The 21,720-nt window shown below is 46.5% G+C and carries 20 protein-coding genes and 1 tRNA gene; 15 read left to right on the forward strand and 6 right to left on the reverse strand.

What is annotated here, in order from left to right; genetic code table 11:
- The first annotated feature begins 4 nt into the window (after window positions 1-4).
- From ACN9MT_RS02955 to ACN9MT_RS02970, 4 genes are all read left to right on the forward strand, one after another.
- Window positions 5-1,210 carry an LCP family protein gene (locus tag ACN9MT_RS02955; RefSeq protein WP_290787961.1) on the forward strand — a complete coding sequence of 402 codons (1,206 nt, stop codon included), beginning with the start codon at window positions 5-7 and terminating at the stop codon, window positions 1,208-1,210.
- Between the two features lie 156 nt (window positions 1,211-1,366).
- Window positions 1,367-2,077: an NAD(P)H-binding protein gene (locus ACN9MT_RS02960; protein WP_035412533.1), complete on the forward strand. Its 711-nt coding sequence runs from the start codon at window positions 1,367-1,369 to the stop codon at window positions 2,075-2,077.
- A gap of 150 nt (window positions 2,078-2,227) precedes the next feature.
- Window positions 2,228-2,764 carry a TlpA family protein disulfide reductase gene (locus tag ACN9MT_RS02965; RefSeq protein ID WP_231496927.1) on the forward strand — a complete coding sequence of 179 codons (537 nt, stop codon included), beginning with the start codon at window positions 2,228-2,230 and terminating at the stop codon, window positions 2,762-2,764.
- A 2-nt stretch (window positions 2,765-2,766) separates the two neighbouring features.
- Entirely contained in the window at window positions 2,767-3,219 is a 453-nt protein-coding gene (locus ACN9MT_RS02970) for a hypothetical protein (RefSeq protein ID WP_035412539.1), read from the forward strand.
- Window positions 3,220-3,309: 90 nt separating this feature from the next.
- On the opposite strand, the gene ACN9MT_RS02975 is transcribed toward ACN9MT_RS02970, so the two are convergent.
- Together ACN9MT_RS02975 and nhaC are read right to left on the reverse strand one after the other, a co-directional pair.
- Window positions 3,310-3,519 carry a DUF3006 domain-containing protein gene (locus ACN9MT_RS02975; protein WP_058703651.1) on the reverse strand — a complete coding sequence of 70 codons (210 nt, stop codon included), beginning with the start codon at window positions 3,517-3,519 and terminating at the stop codon, window positions 3,310-3,312.
- Between the two features lie 257 nt (window positions 3,520-3,776).
- Window positions 3,777-5,153 (reverse strand): Na+/H+ antiporter NhaC, encoded by a 1,377-nt coding sequence (nhaC, locus tag ACN9MT_RS02980; RefSeq protein WP_426272747.1) that lies wholly within the window; start codon window positions 5,151-5,153, stop codon window positions 3,777-3,779.
- Window positions 5,154-5,660: 507 nt separating this feature from the next.
- Here nhaC and argC point away from each other — a divergent pair.
- The 7 genes from argC to argF are packed head-to-tail and all read left to right on the forward strand — an operon-like array spanning window position 5,661 to window position 14,824.
- Window positions 5,661-6,692, forward strand: a complete 1,032-nt coding sequence (argC, locus tag ACN9MT_RS02985; protein ID WP_426272748.1) for an N-acetyl-gamma-glutamyl-phosphate reductase — start codon at window positions 5,661-5,663, stop codon at window positions 6,690-6,692.
- 30 nt (window positions 6,693-6,722) lie between these two features.
- Window positions 6,723-7,940, forward strand: coding sequence for a bifunctional glutamate N-acetyltransferase/amino-acid acetyltransferase ArgJ (gene argJ, locus ACN9MT_RS02990; protein ID WP_290753998.1), 1,218 nt, complete (start codon window positions 6,723-6,725; stop codon window positions 7,938-7,940).
- A complete protein-coding gene (argB, locus tag ACN9MT_RS02995) occupies window positions 7,937-8,710 on the forward strand; it encodes an acetylglutamate kinase (protein WP_214856452.1) in 774 nt (257 codons plus the stop codon). Before argJ ends, argB begins: the two co-directional genes overlap by 4 nt.
- Complete coding sequence (locus tag ACN9MT_RS03000) at window positions 8,676-9,821, forward strand: acetylornithine transaminase (RefSeq protein WP_426272749.1); 1,146 nt, start codon at window positions 8,676-8,678, stop codon at window positions 9,819-9,821. The genes argB and ACN9MT_RS03000 overlap by 35 nt, the downstream gene beginning before the upstream one ends.
- Complete coding sequence (locus ACN9MT_RS03005; protein WP_290758103.1) at window positions 9,818-10,876, forward strand: carbamoyl phosphate synthase small subunit; 1,059 nt, start codon at window positions 9,818-9,820, stop codon at window positions 10,874-10,876. Before ACN9MT_RS03000 ends, ACN9MT_RS03005 begins: the two co-directional genes overlap by 4 nt.
- Complete coding sequence (gene carB / locus ACN9MT_RS03010; protein ID WP_426272750.1) at window positions 10,866-13,898, forward strand: carbamoyl-phosphate synthase (glutamine-hydrolyzing) large subunit; 3,033 nt, start codon at window positions 10,866-10,868, stop codon at window positions 13,896-13,898. Before ACN9MT_RS03005 ends, carB begins: the two co-directional genes overlap by 11 nt.
- Window positions 13,895-14,824 (forward strand): ornithine carbamoyltransferase, encoded by a 930-nt coding sequence (gene argF / locus ACN9MT_RS03015; protein ID WP_426272751.1) that lies wholly within the window; start codon window positions 13,895-13,897, stop codon window positions 14,822-14,824. The genes carB and argF overlap by 4 nt, the downstream gene beginning before the upstream one ends.
- Window positions 14,825-14,877: 53 nt before the next feature.
- Here the strand turns inward: argF and ACN9MT_RS03020 are convergent, their stop codons facing one another.
- On the reverse strand, window positions 14,878-15,687 hold the full coding sequence (locus ACN9MT_RS03020; protein ID WP_426272752.1) for an MBL fold metallo-hydrolase: 810 nt from the start codon (window positions 15,685-15,687) through the stop codon (window positions 14,878-14,880).
- A gap of 152 nt (window positions 15,688-15,839) precedes the next feature.
- A tRNA-Gly gene (locus tag ACN9MT_RS03025) sits at window positions 15,840-15,913 on the reverse strand.
- A 169-nt stretch (window positions 15,914-16,082) separates the two neighbouring features.
- On the opposite strand from ACN9MT_RS03025, the gene ACN9MT_RS03030 reads away from it, so the two are divergent.
- A complete protein-coding gene (locus tag ACN9MT_RS03030) occupies window positions 16,083-16,628 on the forward strand; it encodes an imm11 family protein (protein WP_231496925.1) in 546 nt (181 codons plus the stop codon).
- Window positions 16,625-17,044, forward strand: a complete 420-nt coding sequence (locus ACN9MT_RS03035; RefSeq protein ID WP_426272753.1) for a hypothetical protein — start codon at window positions 16,625-16,627, stop codon at window positions 17,042-17,044. The genes ACN9MT_RS03030 and ACN9MT_RS03035 overlap by 4 nt, the downstream gene beginning before the upstream one ends.
- Before the next feature lie 71 nt (window positions 17,045-17,115).
- On the opposite strand, the gene ACN9MT_RS03040 is transcribed toward ACN9MT_RS03035, so the two are convergent.
- Both ACN9MT_RS03040 and ACN9MT_RS03045 read right to left on the reverse strand, forming a co-directional pair.
- Window positions 17,116-18,072 carry an alpha/beta fold hydrolase gene (locus tag ACN9MT_RS03040; RefSeq protein ID WP_035412573.1) on the reverse strand — a complete coding sequence of 319 codons (957 nt, stop codon included), beginning with the start codon at window positions 18,070-18,072 and terminating at the stop codon, window positions 17,116-17,118.
- Window positions 18,073-18,088: 16 nt separating this feature from the next.
- Entirely contained in the window at window positions 18,089-19,768 is a 1,680-nt protein-coding gene (locus ACN9MT_RS03045; protein WP_426272754.1) for a formate--tetrahydrofolate ligase, read from the reverse strand.
- A 166-nt stretch (window positions 19,769-19,934) separates the two neighbouring features.
- On the opposite strand from ACN9MT_RS03045, the gene ACN9MT_RS03050 reads away from it, so the two are divergent.
- Together ACN9MT_RS03050 and ACN9MT_RS03055 are read left to right on the forward strand one after the other, a co-directional pair.
- Complete coding sequence (locus tag ACN9MT_RS03050; protein WP_426272755.1) at window positions 19,935-20,822, forward strand: carbohydrate ABC transporter permease; 888 nt, start codon at window positions 19,935-19,937, stop codon at window positions 20,820-20,822.
- Window positions 20,819-21,706 (forward strand): carbohydrate ABC transporter permease, encoded by an 888-nt coding sequence (locus tag ACN9MT_RS03055; RefSeq protein WP_035412579.1) that lies wholly within the window; start codon window positions 20,819-20,821, stop codon window positions 21,704-21,706. Before ACN9MT_RS03050 ends, ACN9MT_RS03055 begins: the two co-directional genes overlap by 4 nt.
- Window positions 21,707-21,720: the final 14 nt, after the last annotated feature.

A 21,720-nucleotide genomic window follows, 5' to 3' on the forward strand; every position in this document is an offset into this window, starting at 1 on the left:
CTGAATGGCAGAACATCAACCACAGCGCTCCCGCTTGGAGCGACGACGCTTAGAACTAGAAGAGCAAGCAAAAGAAGAGGCATTTTCGTCGGAAGAGTCGATTGCTCATGAACCACTTGAGGGACAGCAGGGAACAGAAACGTACCATCGATATGTTGAAGAGCAACGACGGGACCCAAAAAGTACATCGCGTCGTTCTAAAAACAGCGTACTGAAACAGGTCGTACAGATGATCGGGAGCGCAGGCTCGCGATTGTTTTCTAATCAAGAACGCTCGAGACGTTCGAGAAAGACTGGGCGATCAGAGCAATCCGTGCAAAAAAAACCTGACGTATCTTCAAAAGAAGCTTATCCTAAAAAAATCAAGAAAAAACGTCGTTTTAAACGAAAGCTTCTTGGATTGTTTTTGCTGTTGCTCATCGTATTCGTTCTTTTTGCCTCACAACCCTTCACGTTTTTGTTGATCGGTAGTGACGCACGACCTGGAGAATCGTTACGCGGGTCACGTTCAGACTCCCTGTCGGTTATGCAATTCATTCCACTTTCTCGAACGATTCAGTTGACATCGATTCCTCGGGACACGTATACACCGATTTCCTGTGAGAATGGAAAGAAAGATAAAATCACACATGCTTTTGCCTTCGGTGGAGAAGAATGTACACAAGATGCCGTTTCTGGTCTACTCGATGAAGACATCGATGGAAAGATCGTCATCTCCTTCGATAGTTTCATCGGATTAGTTGATCAAATCGGCGGAATCGATCTTGTATCGACAGGAACGTTCTCCGAGCAGGATGCGAGTGGGAAAGCAAATCAGTATTCATTCCAGAAAGGAAAGGAATACCATATGGATGGTGCAATGGCACTTGCCTATTCGAGACACCGTAAAACGGACAATGACGGGGCACGCGCCAATCGTCAGTCGGAAGTCATCCAAGCCGTCGCGACGGACTTGTTGAAGCCAACTGGATGGTCGAAAATTCCGGCAGCGCACACGTATATGAAAGAAGAGATGAACCTCGATTTAAGTGTTCGTGAGATGGCAACAGCAGGTTTATCGATCGCCTTGATGTCAGAACGAAAACACTATGAAATTGAAGCCGTCAGTCAGCGATTGAATGGTATTTTCTATGACTTACCGAATGAGAAGGCACTGCAAGAACTACGTGATCGTCTCGATACGACGTTTTATGGTACCTTGAAGAACTAAAGGGGAGGGGTTTCCTTCCGGTCATTGCGGGTATAAATTGATGTACGTTGCTCCTTTAGTGGATCGTGTTAGGTTATCTCCGAAAGTAACGATTTTTGGACATGACATCATGACATTCCACGAAGGTGACTAACTTATCGAGGAGGGACCCCCCATATGAAAGTACTAGTTGTAGGTGCATCCGGTACGATTGGAGCGCGCGTCGTCAAATCGCTTGCCAAGGGTCATCAGGTCACGGTCATCGTTCGTCACGAACATCTGGTGGAACGATTCGAAAAACTCGGTGTCAAGGCACATTACGTCGATATTGAAACAGAACTCGAAAAAGTCATTGAACATGGAGTCGCAGGACAGGATGCAGTCATTTGTGCGGCGACCGCAGGAGTAGACGGCGAAGCAACGGAAATTGAACTGCTGGATCGAACAGTCGCTTTGAAAACAATTGATGCAGCTAAAAAAGCGCGAGTACGTCATTTCGTGCTACTGAGCGCTTATGGTGCAGATCGACCTGAGCAATTCAAGAAAGATGTCTATCCGTTCTACGCTGCTAAGAATGCAGCAGAGGAACAGATTGAACATAGCGGTTTGACGTATACGATCATTTGTCCCGTTGCCATCACGACTGGTGAAGGGCGAGGTTTGATTGAGGCAGATGAAGATTTGAAAGATACAAAGGATGCAACGATTTCGGAAACAGATGTCGCATCGATTCTCGTTGCTTCCGTTGATAATCGGTCAGTATTCAATCGACGTCTAGAAGTCAAGGAAGGGAAGACATCCTTGAATGAGGCCTTAGGCGGAACCGAGGCAGTCGGTAGCGTCAAAGATAACCGTCAAGTCAAAAAACAATTACCACGTTTTAACTAATCATTTAAAGAGCGTATCTAAATAAAATGAGGCGAACTCTTTTCTGTTTACAAAACAGAAGAGTTCGCTTTTTTGTTGATAAAAGAAGACGGTCGAAAAGAGGAAGTCTGCTACACTTAACGAAGAAGGAGGGGATTAGATGTGAAAAAAATGTTGATCTATCTGATCCTAGCGATCGCTATCATCGGCATTGCCTATCAAGGTTATCAAACATACGATGCGAAGCAAAAGAAAGTAGAACAACAACAAAAACAAGCATCACAAGGTGGTCTAGAGGTAGGGATGAAAGCCCCGAATCTATCCTTGCGTCAAGAAGGAAAAACAATCGATCTAGACGAAATTAATCATGATGTCTTTGTTATTAATTTTTGGGCGACGTGGTGTCCACCTTGCAAACAAGAAATTCCAGAACTAAATGCCTTTGCACGACATACGAATATACCTGTTTATGGCATCAACGTCACGACATCGGAGCGGCGTGTTTCAGATGTTGCCGATTTTCTGAAGCAGACACCTGTTGAATATTCCGTGTTGTATGATCGAACAGGAAATTCAGAAGACGCCTATCGTCTCGTAGCAATGCCCGCAACCTACGTATTAGATCGTAAAGGAACGATTCTTGCAAAACATGTCGGTCCTGTGACGGAACAGATGTTAAAAGAGATGGTGAAACGAACAGGAGGATGACAATGGAACTCCTATGCGACAACTGCTCCTTTCAACAAACATTTCAACTCGGTCAACTAGATGGGTGGCCGACGTTTCCTGCTGTCTTGACGCAAGGAGTTGAAGCGTTCATGACAGGTCTGCCGCTTTGGTTCGTACCGTCGATGCATGAACCGGTCTTACAGCGGACGTATGTGGACGACTGGAATCGTTTTCGTCTAATCCAATACTATCAGCTACATCAAGCAGAAGTAGCGGATGATTGGGTACCGTATCAATTAGACTTATATCATTGTCCAACATGTCACCAGTTTTCAAATCGATTTTGGTGTGCTTTATTTTTGCAATTGGATGTCGTACAGCCACAGTATGTGTGTCCAAACGATCAAACAATATTAGAACGAATCGAAATATCTGATGTCCATCAGTACCCTTGTCCGTCGTGTAGTCACCATTCCCTATATGTTCGTCGTTAAAGCGAAAAAGCCATTCGTTTCATGAAAGACTGATGAGAGAAATTTTCCTCTATAGTCAATGCATGATACCGAATGGCTTTTTATCGATCATCAGCCCATTTGCCGAAACGAAAACGTTTGAAAGGAAGAGGATGATGAATTGCTGACATCTAACGTATAAGTCGTACCGTCAAAAATAATTGTATCGCCTAATCTTGCTTCAGGTGGTAAATAACGTCGTGGAATGAAGCTTGAACCATTTTCCCATAGTAGAACGGCATATTTACCATCAAGTCGCTCCAGCGTACCACGTTTGATCATATTAACTCCTCCCACAATTACATCGAAGTCGTTCCTCGGTCGAACAGGAACGTACTCTTTCTCTATCATTCTCTGTAATTTTTATTCTTATGTTTGGTATATTCCCAGTTCGTTTCATCTTTACACATAATTCTTTAAAAAAACGTGATTCCAAGCCGTTTTCGTCGTAATTCGGACGTAATTAACTGGAAATAAAAGCGATAGTGGCAGAAAAAAAGATCCGATATGTTATATCGGACCTCTAATATGAAATAGACTTAAGAAGCGAGGGACTGTTTCGTTTCGACTTTAGTCGGACGAAGAAAAGCAAGTAAGAACGTAAACAATGGTGAAAGAAGTAAAAAGAATGCGAACGGGATGTATTCCGTTACCGGAACACCTAGTGTTGAAGCGAAGAATGCTCCGGAAACTCCCCACGGAATGAGTGGATTGACGAGTGTTCCTCCATCCTCTAGTGAACGAGAAAGGAAACGTGGATCAATCTGACGTTCTTCAAAAACCCGTTTAAATGCTTGTCCTGGCAATAAAATCGACAAGTACTGTTCTCCAGCCATCACGTTGACACCGATGGAAGATAAGGCAACAGCAGAGATGATACTCCCATCGCGTTTGAGTCGTGAAACGGTCCGTTCAATAATGACATCGATGACACCGATGCCACGCAAGACGCCACCGAAAGCGAGTGCGAGCATGACGAGTGAAACGGACCACATCATTGATTGCAAGCCACCCTTACTGATGATTGCTGCGACGGTTTTACTAGAAGATTCTAGTTTTAAACCGTTTTGAATGACAGCCATCCAATTTGAAACATCCCAATTTCCTTGAACGAGACCTGTTAATAACAGACCACTTAATACACCAGCTACAAGTGTCGGGATGACCGGCATCTTACGCAATGCTAGAACCATGACAAGTAAAGGAGAAAGTAGCGTCCATGGTGATAGATGGAACAAGCGGGCTAATTCCTCTTGTGTCGTTTGAACAGCAGATGAATCGACAGTACCACTACTACGTCCAAAGATGAAGAATAAGATGAACGTAATCGTGATAGCAGGAATCGTCGTTCCCATCATGAAACGAATATGATCAAATACGGAAACGTTGACGATTCCCGGTGCAAAATTCGTTGTGTCCGACAAGGGTGACATCTTATCTCCGAAACACGCACCACTGATGATAGCACCTGCTGCAAGTGCGGGATTGACACCTAACGCGATTGCGATTCCCATTAAGGCAACACCAACCGTACCGATCGTCGTAAATGAACTGCCTGTAAAGGTCGAAACGACCATCGCAATGAGAAGGGCGCTCGGTGCGAACCAAGTCGCCGAAAGAGTGGATAAACCAAAATGAAGAAGGGTCGGCACTGCGCCACTCATCATCCAGACTGCGATCGTTATGCCGACGAGTAACATGATTAAGATTGGTTTAATCGCTTCCCGAATACCTTGAATCATATGATGTTCAACGTCTTCGAACTTAAATCCACGATAAACAGCATATCCTGAGACGAAAATAAGACTGGATAAGATGGCAAGATGCGGTTCGGCTTTAGCACCGAATAACGCGGACAATAAGATGATGATGCTGATTCCTAGGATAGCTGCGGATTCACGGAATGACATGCGCATGCTTCCACCTCCTTAAAAGAATATGGATAGATGATAGTCCTCTGTTGCTAACACGCTTTTATGCATGAAAGCAATGAACAAACGTAATCTTAACGAATAATAACGTTGGCGTCAACTATAAGAGATTCGCCAATGAATTAGAAAAGAGTATAAATGTGACGATTTTTCGTCGTAAACGCTTTCTTTTTTTCTTTAAATCTTGCACAATAGGAAGTATCAGATGACATTTTTGTGAACGATGAGGAGGATACATATGTTTACAATGATTTTTGTGGTAGTCGTTGCGATCATGGGTGCAGGCGTATTTGGGATCGATCATCTCGTAGCACAACGTGCTGAAAAGCGTTAAATGAGTGGATATAAAAGAAGTGTTGAAGGGGCTGTCTTATAGAAGACAATCACTTCAACGCTTCTTTTTTGCATAAAAACTAATAAAAATTCAATTGACAGTATAAATATACATATGTTTAAATCGGTATAACATTCTTTGAAGGGGAGCGTACAGTTATGAAATGTACCATCATCGGAGTAACAGGATACACCGGAATTGAACTATTAAGGCTATTAGAAGCACATCCTTCATTTGAAATCGTTTGTTTGATGAGTGATTCGATGGCAGGACAATCGATGAATGAGTTATTCCCATTCATGAATAAAAAAACGTATTCATTATTATCTTCCTTTTCCGTAGAACATTTAACGGAAACAGAGACAGACATAGTGTTCTTAGCGACACCGAGTGGAGTCTCGAAACAATACTTAGAACAACTTCAAAATTGGTCCGGTTACGTTATCGATTTAAGTGGTGATTTACGACTACCGTCTGAATCGTATGAAGCTTGGTATGATAAGGAACCAATTGATGCCCAGTTACAACAAAAAGCGACGTATGGTTTACCGGAATGGAATCGTCAAGCAATCAAAACGAGCAGATGGATTGCGAATCCCGGTTGTTATGCGACAGCGGTCCTTCTTGGACTAGCACCATTCGTAAAAGAGAAAAAAATCGATCCCTCTCAAATCATCATCCAAGCATCTTCTGGTCTAACGGGAGCAGGAAAGACGTTGACAACACAGACTCATCATGTCCATTCCAGTGAAAACGTTCGTTTATATAAAGTAAATCAACACCAACATATTCCAGAAATTGAACAGGCACTTTTGGAATGGACCGGTTCATCGTATCCGATCACGTTCTCGACGCAATTATTACCAATCAATCGAGGCATCATGGCGATCATGACGGTCCAGCCGTTCCTTGATCAATCAGAAGCAGAATGGCGATCCTGGTTGACGGAACAGTATGCAACGGAACCGTTTATACGTGTACAACACAGCGATCCGGAGATTAAGTCCGTCGTGGGTAGCAACCACTGTGATTTGACCGTCTATAAGGATGAACGGACAGGGCGCGTTACCGTCGTTTCGGTCATCGATAATATGCAAAAAGGTGCTGCCGGACAGGCCGTTCAAAATGCCAACATTCTAGCAGGATTTGATGAAATGTCTGGTTTGACCCAACAACCGATCTTTATTTAAACACTTGGAGACGAAAGAGGAGGAACGCCTGTGTGGCAAGTACAAGTAGAGACCCCATTGACAATCACGACACCGAAGGGATTTCAAGCATCAGGGGTACACGTGGGGCTAAAGCGAAAGCGAAAGGATCTTGGTTTGATTTGGTGTGAGGAAGGAGCAAGTGCCGCAGCTGTCTATACGACGAATCAGGTGCAAGCAGCACCGATTACTGTGACGAAGCAAGCGATTCAGGCGTCACAAGGACGCATTCATGCCGTCCTCGTCAACAGCGGGAACGCGAATGCCTGTACGGGAGAACTTGGTCTATCACATGCGTATACATCACAACAAGCGTTAGCGACACATTTCGGGATCGCTCCTGAACAAGTTGTCATCGCTTCGACTGGGATCATCGGTCAACCGTTAGCCATTGATACGTTACTGGCAGGTATTCCACAGCTGATCCCTACAAATGACAAGGATGCCGCGAGTGATTTCGCCCATGCGATCCTGACAACCGATACCGGTACGAAATCAGCTGGTCAACAATACATGCAAGGGGATGTCCAAATTTCAGTATGTGGTGTAGCGAAAGGGTCAGGGATGATTCATCCGAACATGGCGACGATGCTTGGGTTCTTGACGACCGATGCAACGATTGAACCGGATGTCTTACAGACACTATTGCGCCGGACGATTCATCGGACGTTTAACTGCATTACCGTAGATGGAGACAGTTCGACAAATGACATGGTCATGATTTTAGCGAGTGGAGCTGCAGGGGGAGCGCCGATCGTTGAAGGTACGGACGAAGCATTGGCCTTCGAACAGGCCATCGAAACGGTTTGTCAAGATTTAGCGAAACAAATTGCGCGGGACGGGGAAGGTGCGACGAAGTTAATCGAAGTGACGGTAAAGGGAACACAAACCGATGAAGTAGCGCGGATGGTCGCTAAACAAGTCGTCGGATCGTCTCTCGTCAAAACAGCAATCTTTGGGGAAGATGCGAACTGGGGACGAATCATCGCTGCTGTCGGAAGTATCAAGGAGCCGCTTGATGTATCAAACGTTGATATTAAAATTGGTTCGCAGTGGGTGTTACAACAGAGCATGCCTATTTTATTTGATGAAACAATCGCATCGCAGGACCTCGCGCAACAAGACGTCCGAATTCATATCGATTTGCATGATGGAGTAGGACAAGGACACGCCTATGGTTGTGACCTGACGTACGATTACGTCAAAATCAATGCGAGTTACCGGACATGACGAAACGGAAAGTCATCAAACTGGGTGGTAGTGTATGGGAGCAATTGGATGCGCGGTATTTCGAGGAATGGAAAGCGTGGGTCGAAACCGGTAACGAACTATTGATCGTCCATGGGGGTGGCCCACTTCTATCGAGTTACTGTGAACAAGAGGGAATCAAACCCGTGTTTCGAGATGGTGTCCGTGTGACGACGGATGGTGTGTTACTCGGGGCGCGACGGATCTTAGCAGGGGAAGTCCAATCCGGGATCGTCCAGCAATTGAATCAGGCAGGAATTCCAGCGGTCGGGATGAGCGGGTTAGACGGTGCGAGCGTCCATGGTAAAAAAGTCAAAGGACTCGGGGCAGTTGGTCAAATTACGCACATTCATCCACGATTGTTCACAGTGTTGAGTACGAATGGTTATGTGCCGGTCGTCACATCCCTTGTCACAGGGGAACAAGGTGTGTTGAACAGTAACGGGGATGCGTGTGCCATTGCTGTCGCGAAGGCTTGGTCCGTCGACCGATTTGAATTGTTGACGGATGTCGAAGGTGTAAAAGTAAACGGTGACTATCAATCAGAAATCACGTCTGCAGCTATCGAAGCTGCGATCGCGTCGGGAGAAATTTACGGGGGAATGATTCCGAAGGTCGAAGCGATGATGCAGGCCACTCAGCATGGTATTTCAGAGGTCGTCATTCGATCGGGAAAAAATGCGTTAGCTGCAGGGACACGAATCAAGGAGGAATTACATGAGTGCACTACTACCCACTTATCAACGTACTGATGTGGAATTGGTCAAAGGACAAGGATCGATCGTAGAAGATGCGACAGGAAAGACGTATCTTGATTTCATCATGGGAATCGCTGTATGCAACACAGGGCACCGTCATCCTTATGTTCAGCAACGGCTAGAGGAACAGTTGAACCGAATTTGGCATACGTCGAATCTGTTTCAAATCGCGGCACAAGAGCGGGTCGCCGAGCGACTGACAGAAGACAGTCATCTCAGTCATGCTTTCTTTTGTAACAGTGGTGCTGAAGCAAACGAGGCGGCGTACAAACTCGTTCGAAAATGGACAGGGAAAACAGAAGTTGTCACGTTTAAACAATCTTTCCATGGTCGGACATTTGCGATGATGGGCGCAACAGGACAGGAAAAAATCAAAGCGGGATACGGGGAGATGGTGAATGGATTCAAACATCTACCGTTTAACGAGATGGAAAGCCTATCAGCAATTACGGATCAAACTGCTGCTGTATGGCTCGAAATCATTCAAGGAGAAGGTGGGGTCGTCGTCGCTGACGATGCGTGGCTAGAAGCGTTGATGAAGAAGGCGCAGCAATACGATGTCAAAATCATCGTCGATGAAGTGCAAACCGGAATCGGTCGGACGGGTTCACGTTTTGCATTTGAGCAGACACCACTCGTACCGGATATCATCACCCTCGCGAAAGGACTTGGAAGTGGACTCGCGGTTGGTGCGCTACTCGCAACGGAAGAGGCAGCAGAAGTATTCACGCCCGGATCGCATGGTTCGACATTTGGTGGAAATCCACTCGCGATGACAGCTTCAGAAGCAACACTTGACCTCTTGTTAAGTGACACTGTCATGGCAGACATTCAAGAAAAAGGTGAATATTTACGTCAACAATTAGAGAAAAAATTACCCAAGTCGATCGTGAGTTCTATTCGTGGACGTGGCTTGATGATTGGTATTGAATGTACGATGCCTGTTGCACCGCTGATTGACGCCTTACGTGAGAATGGTCTTCTTGTCGTTTCGGCTGGTCCTCATGTCATTCGCTTGTTGCCATCGTTGTTCGTGACGGAACAAGAGCTCACGCAAGCCATCGAAAAAATACAACTCGTTTGTCAACAGGAGGTCATCGTATGAAACAATCCGGAAAACTAACGCTTGCGAACGGAACGACGTTTACCGGTTCGTGGCAAGGAACAGTTCCAGTCAAAGGAGAAGTCGTCTTTTTTACTGGGATGACAGGATATCAGGAAGTCTTAACAGATCCATCTTATCAGGGGCAAATTCTTGTCTTCACATATCCGTTGATCGGTCAATACGGTATTCAAGCGGAGGCGTCAGAAAGCAACCAGATTCAAGTCGCTGGTGTCATCGTTCAAACTTTGGCTGAGGATGGGCAAGGAACATCACTCGCAAGCTGGCTAGGCGAAGCGAATGTTCCGGTTTTGTCGGGAGTAGATACGCGTTCCCTTGTACATCTATTACGGACAGAGGGCGACCAATTTGGAGACATGATGCAGGAGAATATGACAGTACCGGAGTCAGTAGACGCAGCATATATCGCTTCTGTGTCGACGACTTCAAACGTTGAATACGTTCCGGAAGTCGAAGAGGGTCATGTCGTCTGTATCGATTACGGTGTGAAACAATCGATGATCGATGCTTTGCTTGAACGGCATATGCGTGTGACGGTCGTGCCATACGATACGACACCGGAACGGATTCAAGCACTGGCACCAGACGGTCTGCTGTTTTCCAATGGACCTGGTGATCCGACGCAACTAGATCCATTCCTTTCAGAAATCCGTGAACTGGCGACGAGCTATCCGACACTTGGTATTTGTATGGGACACCAAGTTCTCGCTCATGCGTTCGGTTGTACCTTATTAAAACAACATCATGGACACCGAGGAGCGAATCATCCTGTACGTCATCTAGCATCCGGACAAGTATTCATGACGTCTCAGAATCATGGTTATGCCGTTGATGTTAAAAGCATCGAAGCGTCTGAGATGGAACTTGCGTATGAACACATCAATGATGGATCCGTTGAAGGATTGATTCATCCGGCTCTACCGATCATGACAGTCCAGTTTCACCCAGAAGCGAGTCCAGGACCGACAGAGGCGATGGTCGTCTTCGATCAATTCGTAAATACCGTATTACATCAGGAGGTAGCATATGTGGGATAAACAGAAAGTACTCGTCATCGGTTCGGGTCCGATCGTCATCGGACAAGCAGCAGAATTTGATTATTCCGGCACACAAGCCTGTCAGGCGCTTCGAGAAGCGGGATGCGAGGTCATCTTAATGAATTCGAATCCGGCTACTATCATGACGGATCCGAGCACGGCAGATCATGTCTACATTGAGGCGATGACTCTTGAAAAAGCAACAGCTATCATCAAACAAGATCGACCGTCCCATCTCCTAGCGACGGTCGGCGGACAAACGGCACTCAATCTTGCAATGTCACTCGAAGAAGCAGGAGTACTTGAGCAATACGGTGTCGAACTTCTAGGGACATCGCTTGAGACGATCCGAGACGGAGAAGATCGCGAACGATTCAAGCAAAAGATGATCGAGCTCGCGCAACCGCTCCCGGAAAGTCAAACGATCGAATCGTTAGCAGAGCTTGAAGAATTCATGGCAGTACATGGTGTCCCACTCGTCATCCGACCAGCCTTTACGCTCGGGGGAACGGGCGGTGGAATTGCGCTGACAAAGGACGAAGCACGTCTGCTAGCGCAAAACGGCTTACAAGCAAGTCCGATTTCACAGTGTTTGGTTGAAGTGAGTATTGCTGGTTATAAAGAAGTCGAATATGAAGTCATGCGTGACAGTGCAGATACGACGATCATCGTCTGTAACATGGAAAACATTGATCCCGTCGGTGTCCATACCGGAGACTCTGTCGTCTTTGCACCGATTCAATCGATTTCGGATCGAATGAATCAGCAATTGCGGACGGAAGCGCGTAAAATCGTGTCGCACCTCGGTGTCATCGGTGGATGCAACATCCAGTTTGCGATCCACCCGACGGAAGAACGCTACTTTGTCATTGAAGTCAATCCGCGTGTCAGTCGCTCTTCAGCACTTGCTTCCAAAGCGACGGGGTACCCGATTGCAAAATTAGCGACGCGTCTTGCACTCGGTGAGCGACTCGACGACTGTATCAATCCTGTCACGAAGGAGACGATGGCGAGCTTCGAACCGACGATGGATTATATCACGGCAAAAGTGCCTTGTTTCCCGTTCGATCTATTTACTGACAGTAACCGGACACTTGGTACACAAATGAAGGCGACCGGTGAAAGTATGGCGATGGGGAAGACGCTGGAAGAAGCGTTACAAAAGGCGTGGCGTGGTGCAGGAGTCGAGCAATCGCCTCTTTATCCGACATGGATGAAAACAGCGGAGGCTGACGTATTGTGGAAAGAAATAAAAGTGCCGACGGACCGTCGTCTGCTCGCGATGTTAGCACTACTAGATCGTCAGGAAACGACCGTCGAAGAACTCGTCGAACAGACGAAAGTACAAGCTTTATTCGTCAAAGTACTCCAGCGCCTCGTCGATCAGCAACAAAAAATTGATTTATCGAATGAAAGTTCTTTAAAACAGACAAAAATGATGGGCTTCACGGACGAACAAATTGCCCTTCTGACGGGTGTCGGTGCTGTAGACATCGAGCACTTACGTAAAGAAAAAGGCATCCTTCCTGTCTATCATATGATTGATACATGTGCAGGAGAGTTCAAGAGTGCAACTCCTTACTTCTACGGAAACTGGAGTGGTCAAACGGAAGTCACTGCATCGACGAAAAAGAAAGTCGCTGTCATCGGTGCGGGACCAATTCGGATCGGTCAAGGAATCGAATTTGATTATTGTTCCGTTCACGCGGTACGTGCACTACAAGCATCCGGTTATGAAACGATCATGATCAACAATAATCCGGAGACCGTCTCGACCGACTTCGAAGTCGCAGATCGCCTATATGTTGAGCCCCTGACACTCGAAGACGTCATGCATGTCCTAGAAGCAGAGGATTGCCAAGATGTATTAGTCCAGTTCGGAGGACAAACGGGGATTGCGCTTGCGTCTGGTTTAGAGACAGCCGGTTATCATCTTCTTGGAACGACGGCAGCTGTCATCGATCAAATGGAAGACCGTGAGCGGTTCTATCAATTTTTAGATGACATCGGAATCGATCGTATTCCAGGACAAGAAGTGGCGACACACGAACAAATGATAGAAGTCGCAACAACGATTGGTTATCCGGTCATGATTCGTCCTTCCTACGTCATCGGAGGTAAGGGGATGCATATCATCCACGATCAAGAGCAATTAGAGACGATCGTTTCCGAATTAGCATTCCCTGTCCTCGTGGATGCCTACCTCCAAGGAAAGGAAATCGAAGTCGATTGCATTACGGACGGAACAACGACGTACGTTCCGATTTTGATGGAGCAATTGGAACGGGCAGGAGTTCACTCTGGAGATTCGACGATGATTCTACCACCTGTATCGCTCAGCGCTACCGTTCAGAGCGAAGTAGAACGAATTGCACAGATGATCGGGCAACGGATGGATTATAAAGGAGCGTACAATATCCAATTCGTCTTGCATGACGATCAGGTCTACGTGCTAGAAATCAATCCGCGTGCCTCCCGCACGTTACCGATCGTCGCCAAAGTAACGGGTCAACCAATCTTGCAGTGGGCAGTCCAAGCTGCTGTCGGTCAAGCGGTCGCACTACCAACAGAACAGACGAAACTTAATTTCCATGCCGTCAAGACCCCTGTTTTTTCAACGCTGAAACTACAAGGAGTCGATCCGAAAACAGGTCCCGTCATGCGTTCGACAGGTGAAACGTTGCAATGGACGACAGACGGACTGGCACTGGAGCGTTTCATTTTCGACGAGACGACGAAACGACATTTGACCGCAAGAGACATCATCGTTGCTGGAGCAGATACCGAGGCATTCGGAACAGGTGTAGCGTTAGATGAAACGATCGACTGGGCACAATGTGCGATTTTCTATTCACACGTGACAGAAGAAAAAACCAGTCGCGAAGCAGCGCTTGCTGCCGGAGTACAAGTTCTGACAGAACCTGAACTAGCACAGTATCATCTACAAGCGGTAGAAAAGTCCCCTTATGCTATTAAGCCACTTCATACATGGACAGAGCCGATCAAGGAGGAAGTAAAATGAAGACGATGCAACAACTGCAACATTTCTTGACGATGGCGGAACTGACGCCGGAAGCATTGACGGAGCTATTGGCACTCGCGAAAGATATCAAGCATCAACCAAGCGTTTACCAAAACGTACTAAGCCATAAAAAAGTTGCCTTATTGTTTGAAAAGGCATCGACGCGGACACGCCTATCATTTGAAGTGGGTGTTGTCGAACTCGGCGGGCATCCAATCGTACTGAGTGGAGCAGATATGCAAATCGGTCGGGGGGAGCCGCTTTCTGATACGATTCAAGTCATGAGCCGTTACGTCGATGCCCTCATGATCCGGACGTTCGGTCATGAGATCGTCGATACACTTGCGGCACATGGCACGATTCCAATCATTAACGGACTGACGGATTTGCATCATCCGTGCCAAGTCCTTGCTGACTTGCTGACGATCGAAGAGACATTCGGAACCCGGGCTGGAAAGATTTTGACATATATCGGGGACGGGAACAATATGGCGCATTCGCTAATTATTGGTGGAGCGCTCAGTGGAATGGAAGTCCGGATTTGTGCGCCAGCAGCCTATGCTCCTGATCCACAAGTCGTTCATGAGGCACAAGCCATCGCGAAAGAAACCGGTGGAAATATCATCGTCATGACGGACCCTAAGGAAGCAGCGAGTGGTGCGGATGTCGTGTATACGGATGTCTTCGCAAGCATGGGGCAAGAGGAAGAAGCGACGATGCGTCTGCAAGCATTTGAAGGATATCAGGTTAATGACGATATCATGAATCAAGCGAATGATGAAGCCATTTTCTTGCACTGCCTGCCGGCACACCGTGGGGAGGAAGTCACGGCAGACGTCATCGATGGCAAGCAATCTGTCATCTTCGATCAAGCCGAGAATCGTCTCCATGCACAAAAAGCGTTACTCGTCACATTACTTGGATAATCATAAAAGACTCGGTCGCCGATTTAGCGACCGAGTCTTTTGGTTGATGAAAGTTAATCGTAGTGACGCCGTGCTAATCGTTCCTCGTGTTCTTGTTTGACTTGTCGCTTATTTTTTTCGTGCAGACGTTTCATGAACGGAGTCGTTTGCCAGGATGGTGCCCAGTCAGATTCTTTTCCGGCACGGAGCGCGAGGATATAATCATAGCTCTGATGAAGTCGTTCAATCATCTCTGTTCGGACATCGCAAATGTGACCGTGTCCGGGAATCAAGAGTTTGACTTCATATTCATAAATGAACGACTCGAGTAGTTCGAGTGTCGTCAAATATTCAGAGGAATCGTGTTCAATCAAAGGGATTTCAACATCGGAAGCATAATCACCGCAGACTAACAAGTGAAGTGGCATAACGATGAAGGAAAGGTGAGTCGCTTCATGACCGGGCGTCATAAAGAAGATCAGCTTCGTCTGTCCAATCGTCAAAATCGTTTCAGACTCATGGATCACATGTGTCACATCTGGAAATAGCACGGGGGAGTCGATGTAAAATTCATCGTTAAAGTCTTGAACGGCTTTGAGCGCTTCTTGTCGATCGACATCGATGAACGGTTTAGAAGCGATGACGATGGCATCCGTAAAGGCGTAAGCACCTAAAATATGATCAAAATGAGCATGCGTATAGACGATATATAATGGTCGTTCACGACGCACGATTTCAACGTCTCGACGAATCGTTGCAATCTCATCAGGAAGCCAGCCAGGATCGACGACAATCAGACAATCAGGCGTCTCGATCAATGTTGAGGTCGTTTTCATAAGTGTACTTTGATAAATCGTCACGCCAGGCATTTTCATCTGAATCATACGAATCCTCCTTTACGAATCTCTATCTATATCGTTGTATACCCATAAATTCGTTGGAATCATCAGCAGAACCAATAAAAAAGACGACTCGCACGCCGCGAGTCGCCTGCCCTCTAGAGGGAAATGGTCCTAGACCTATGTTATGTCATAATTGGAGCGGGTGAAGAGAATCGAACTCTCGTCATCAGCTTGGAAGGCTGAGGTTTTACCATTAAACTACACCCGCGTATTGGCTACATGAAATATAGTAGCATAGCAAAGAGAGCATTTCCATAACTTTTATGAAAAAAGGCAATTTCTTTTGAGATTCAGTGTACAATAATACTAGTTAATCGTTTACACTGGTAATCTTGATTTGTAATATGGGTAAAGTTGGGTAGAGGAGAGAGTGTCTGGTGAATGAAGTAAGAGTTTGGAGCGAACAGCCGATGGGAAAAGGATGGGAAGCAATTTGTCATCACCAATTCGATCGTCATCGCTTATTGATAGGAGAGTGGTTCCATAACGTAGGTGTACTTGCTTTTTCCATCAATCAAGATGCGGATTTGCTACCGGATGTCCTTCCGAACACATTCGATCTGCCGCTCGTCTCGGAACGTGTGCAGCGAGTCATTGCAGCATATGCGCCCTTTTCTGTACAATGTCTCAAGGTACATCTTGAGACGAAGGACGGAGTGGTTCCGTACTATCTTCTCAATCTCTTATCTGTCAGTCGGATCGAACATTTACATACGACGGATGTATTCCGTCCGATTCCGAGACGGCGCGTCTATTTTTTGACAGAGCGACGAATCAGCGATTCGATATGTCCGCATCATCTTATGCGAGATGAGCGAACACATCGCATGTTCGTCTCTGCTCAACTCGCTCGACAATTCGAGCGTATGGCTGTGACGGGTATTCGCTTTGAAGAGATACAACGAATGGAGGAATTCAAATGAAACAGTACACAGTCGATCATTGGATCACGCTAGAATATCCAAAGGTATTTGAATATCAAGAAGAAGAAACATACGTCAGTTTTTATTCAACAGACGAAAATGCAATGGGCACGCTACAATTATCCATTTATGAGTCCGATTCAGAAGAACTGACACCGTATGAAGCGGCAGAACAAGAAATCAATCTGTTGGTAGAAGAGTTCGGCATCAAACTAACGGGAGCACTTGAAGTCCGCCGTAATTCAACAAAAGAAGCATTGCTAGCAGTAGACGGGAAAGAAGAAGATATCTTCTTACGCATCTATGCGTATTCAGACGGGGAACGGCTAGTCCTATTGACATACTCCGCAGAACGCGAGACGCTTGAAATCGAGGAAATCGAAGCGATGATTTCTTCACTAACTTGGATTCAATGAAGTACACAATAGATTGTTCAAAAGGCAGCAGATCCAAGGATCTGCTGCCTTTTTGTATCGATCGATATGACTTAAGAAGAACGAGAAGATGAGCGTGTAGCTGCAGGGTTGACTTGTTTATTCAACCAGCTCGCGATATCTGCGAAAACGCGGATACGTTCGAACTCATGGAAGAGCTCGTGGCGTAACCCTTTATAAATCGTCAGCTGTACGGCATCGACACGGACACGGTTATACATATCAAACAGATGATGGATACCTTTGCCGTCAAATGCGACCGGGTCATCGCCACCCGCAATGAGCAACAGTGGTAAGTGACGCGGATGCTGATAGATGGAGGCAAGTGCGTTGACGAGTTTCGTTGCGTGCAAGAGTTCATGGAAGAACCCGAGTGTGACCGTTTGACCGGATAACGGATCTTCATCATAGCGCATGACGGATTGTGGATCCGAAGAGAGCCAGGCATTTTTCGATAGTGCCGGGAAGAAACGTAGATTATAGCGTCCGAAGACCAGTTGTCCGAAACGTTCAGCAAGATGTGTAGAAGAAAGCTGATTGATTTGGCGTTCGACGAGCTTTTCGCTAATGTTACCGAGTAAACCTGTGCTCGTCGGAGGGCCGCTCGCGATGATTCCTGCTACCGTGTGACCGAGTGTTTGACCAATCCGGCGAGCGATCAACGAACCAAAACTGTGACCGAAAATGAATACTGGTAACGTCGGGTAACGTTCTTTGATGTCAGAGACGAGTTCTTCTGCGTCCTGCATCAATTGATTAAAACCTTGATTCGGTTCAAGATGACCGAGTGTCCCGCGCTGTGCAGCTTGAGTTCCGAAACAGCGCAAATCTGCGATGATCGTGTGGTAATGATGAGCATAGAGGAATTCTGCGAATTCCTCATACCGTGCGCCATGCTCCATCATCCCGTGAAAGACGATCACGACTCCTTTCGAATCATGTGCTTCGAGGCTATGCAATGTCGTAGTATAGCCGTCAGAGGCTATCCAGTGTGAATGATCAATCGTCATGTAACTCATCCTCTCATTAAGAAAGTCCGAATACCTGTCCGTCTTCCGAAACGCCCATATGGAAGGCAGCAGGAACCGCGGGTAATCCCGGCATCGTTAATACATTCCCAGTCAATGCAACGATGAATCCTGCACCAATCGATGGTCGAATTTCACGAACTGTAATCGTGAAGTCTTCGACACGACCATACCGAGCGGGGTCATCGGTTAAAGAAAATGGCGTTTTTGCCATACAAATCGGTAAATGATTCAATCCCATCTCCGTACACCGTTCGAGTTCGCGGAGGGCTTTTTCTTCAAAATGAACGTCGGCTGCGCCATAGACACGTTTTGCGATACGTTCGATCTTTTGACGAAGCGGCAACTCGTCAGGGTACAGTGGACGGAACTGGCTTGGTTCCTCAAGTGCTTGCATGACTTCCGCGACGAGTGCTTCACCGCCGGCACCGCCTTTACTGAAGACTTCGCTTTCCGCCACACGAATATTTCGTTCCTGGCACCATGTCAAAATCATGTTCCGCTCGGCTTCCGTATCGGTGAAGAAACGGTTCAAGGCAACGACGGCAGGGACACCGAACAAGTTCATCGTCTCAACGTGTTTTTCAAGTAAAGCAAGACCATCCGTTAAGGCAGCGAGGTTTTCTTCGCTGAGTTGTGTTTTGTCTACACCACCATGCATCTTCAAGGCACGAACCGTAGCGACGATGACGACGGCATCCGGATGGAGTTTGCCAATCCGAGATTTGATATTGAAGAATTTCTCAGCTCCTAAGTCAGCGCCGAATCCTGCTTCTGTGACAACGTAGTCACTTAACTTCAACGCGGTTTGTGTAGCAATCAAAGAGTTGCAGCCGTGTGCGATGTTCGCGAACGGTCCGCCATGAATCAATGCCGGTGTTCCTTCGACGGTCTGAACGAGGTTTGGGCGGAACGCATCTTTTAGAAGCAACGTTGCAGCTCCTGATGCTTGAATATCCTTGACCGTAACCGGCTGTTGATCGTACGTATACGCAACGACAATGCGGCTCAGGCGTCGTTCGAGATCCGTGATAGAGTCTGCTAGACAGAGGACAGCCATGATTTCGGAAGCGACCGTGATATCGAAGCCATCTTGACGCGGAACGCCATGTGCAGGACCGCCGAGACCAATCGTAACTTGGCGCAAGGCACGGTCGTTTAAATCAAGCACACGTTTCCAGACGATACGGCGTGGATCAATGCCAAGAATGTTGCCTTGATGCAGGTGATTGTCGAGCAAGGCACTGATTGTATTATGAGCAGATGTGATCGCATGCATATCACCTGTGAAATGGAGATTGATCTCCTCCATCGGCAGGACTTGGCTATAGCCACCACCACACGCACCACCTTTTAATCCCATCGTCGGACCAAGTGAGGGTTCCCGTAAACAAATCATCGTCTTATGGTTTGCTCGGTGTAGTGCTTGTCCGAGTCCGACGGTGACGGTTGATTTCCCTTCACCGGCAGCCGTTGGATTGATAGCAGTGACAAGAATCAGTTTGCCGTCAGATTTCGTTGCCAACCGGTTCAGCAGCCCGTCTGTCAACTTCGCTTTATACTTTCCGTACGTATCAAAATCTTCTTCTTGCAAACCAATCCGATCCGCGATTTCTCGAATCGGGCGTAAGACAGTTTGTTGTGCGATTTCTAAGTCAGAACGAATGGTCTTTTCCATGGTATCGACTCCCTCTTTGATTGGATCTCTCTTTTTTCTAATAGTAGCCTATCTAGTGTGAACGCGCCAAAAGAAAACGTTCAATATTTTCCACCCAATGGGTCAAATGGTGACGTGTTCAAGTGTAAGTGAAAGACGTACTGTAGAGTGGAGGAGGGATGAAACAATGACATCTGGACAAAAGAAGTGGAAACGCGGTCTTGATTTTTGGCTCTTCGTCGGACCGGTCTTTCTTGTATTCGCAGTGATCGTGCTTGTACCGTTTTTCAATGGCGTCATGTATTCGTTCACGGACTGGAATGGTGTAACAGGAGAATTAAATTGGATCGGCTTTGATAACTATGTCCGTCTCTTTACGAGTGACGAGCAGTTTCAGCAGTCATTTTGGTTGACGACGAAATATACGGTCGTCGCCGTCATCTTAACGAATGTCGTCGGTTTCATCTTGGCGTTCTTATTGACACAAAATATTCGCACACGTAATTTCTTACGGACAATATTCTTTATGCCGAACTTAATCGGTGGATTGATTCTCGGATTCGTCTGGCAGTTCATCTATGTCAAAGGCTTTGCATCAATCGGTGAATTGACAGGGTGGAGCATATTTGAACTTCCATGGTTAGGAGATGCCCGAACAGGGTTCTGGGGTATCGTCATCGTTTCAATTTGGCAAGGTGGCGGTTACATCATGGTCATCTATATCGCGGCTCTACAAAACGTTCCTCAAGAGCTGATTGAAGCAGCAAAAATCGATGGTGCCAATCGTATATCGACGTTACGGAACATTACGTTGCCACTGATCATGCCGTCCGTCACGATTTGTCTGTTCTTAACGATTTCGTGGTCCTTCAAGTTATTCGATACGAACTTGTCACTAACGAATGGTGGACCCTTCAAATCGACCGAAATGCTTGCTTTAAACATTTACAAGGAATCGTTTACGAATAATAATCTTGGACTCGGTTCAGCGAAAGCAATCATCTTCTTCGTTGTTGTTGCGGCGATTACAGTCACTCAAGTCTATCTGACGAAAAAACGGGAGGTGGAAGCATGAGTACGGCACAACCGTTACCTACTCCGCAAGAGGAGAAACCAAAGCGCTCTAAAAAGGCGAGAGGTCGTTATTCACTCCGTCTTGGAACGGTCGAACTAGCAGCCTTATTGATGGGGCTTCTGTATATGATTCCGTTTTATTACGTCGTCTCGAATTCATTCAAGACGCAGGGAGATATCTTTACGAACACATCGGGTCTACCAAAGGAATGGATGACTTCCAACTATTCAGAAGCATGGGAAGCCATGAACTTCGGTAAAGTCTTTTTAAACTCCGTCATCATTACAGTCGGTGCTAATGCGGTCATCATCATCTTTTGTTCGATGGCAGCCTGGAAGCTTGTCCGGACGAAAACACGTTTGTCGACGATCATCTTCTTCTTGTTCGTTGCTGCGATGATCATTCCATTCCAATCAATCATGATTCCTTTATCGAAACTGTCTGGGGATCTTGGATTACAGAATAGTTATTGGGGACTGATTTTGATGTACCTTGGTTTTGGTTCTGGACTATCGATCTTCCTGTATCATGGTTTCATGAAGTCGATTCCTGAAGAAATCGAGGAGGCAGCAATCATTGATGGTTGTTCACAATGGGGTGTGTTCTGGCGCATCGTCTTCCCATTGCTCAAGCCGATTACAGTGACGATCATCATCTTGAACACGCTGTGGATTTGGAACGATTTCTTATTACCCTCGCTCATGTTACGAGATGTCGATTTACGGACGATTCCTCTCGCGACGTTTTACTTCTTCGGACAGTATACAAAACAATGGGACTTGGCTCTTGCCGGACTCGTGCTTGGGATCATTCCGTTGTTGCTATTCTTCTTCGCCCTGCAAAAACAGATCATTCAAGGGATTACAAGTGGATCAATCAAATAATTTTTGTAAGCGCG

Source organism: Exiguobacterium sp. R-17 (genome assembly GCF_049913315.1).
Lineage (GTDB): Bacteria > Bacillota > Bacilli > Exiguobacteriales > Exiguobacteriaceae > Exiguobacterium_A.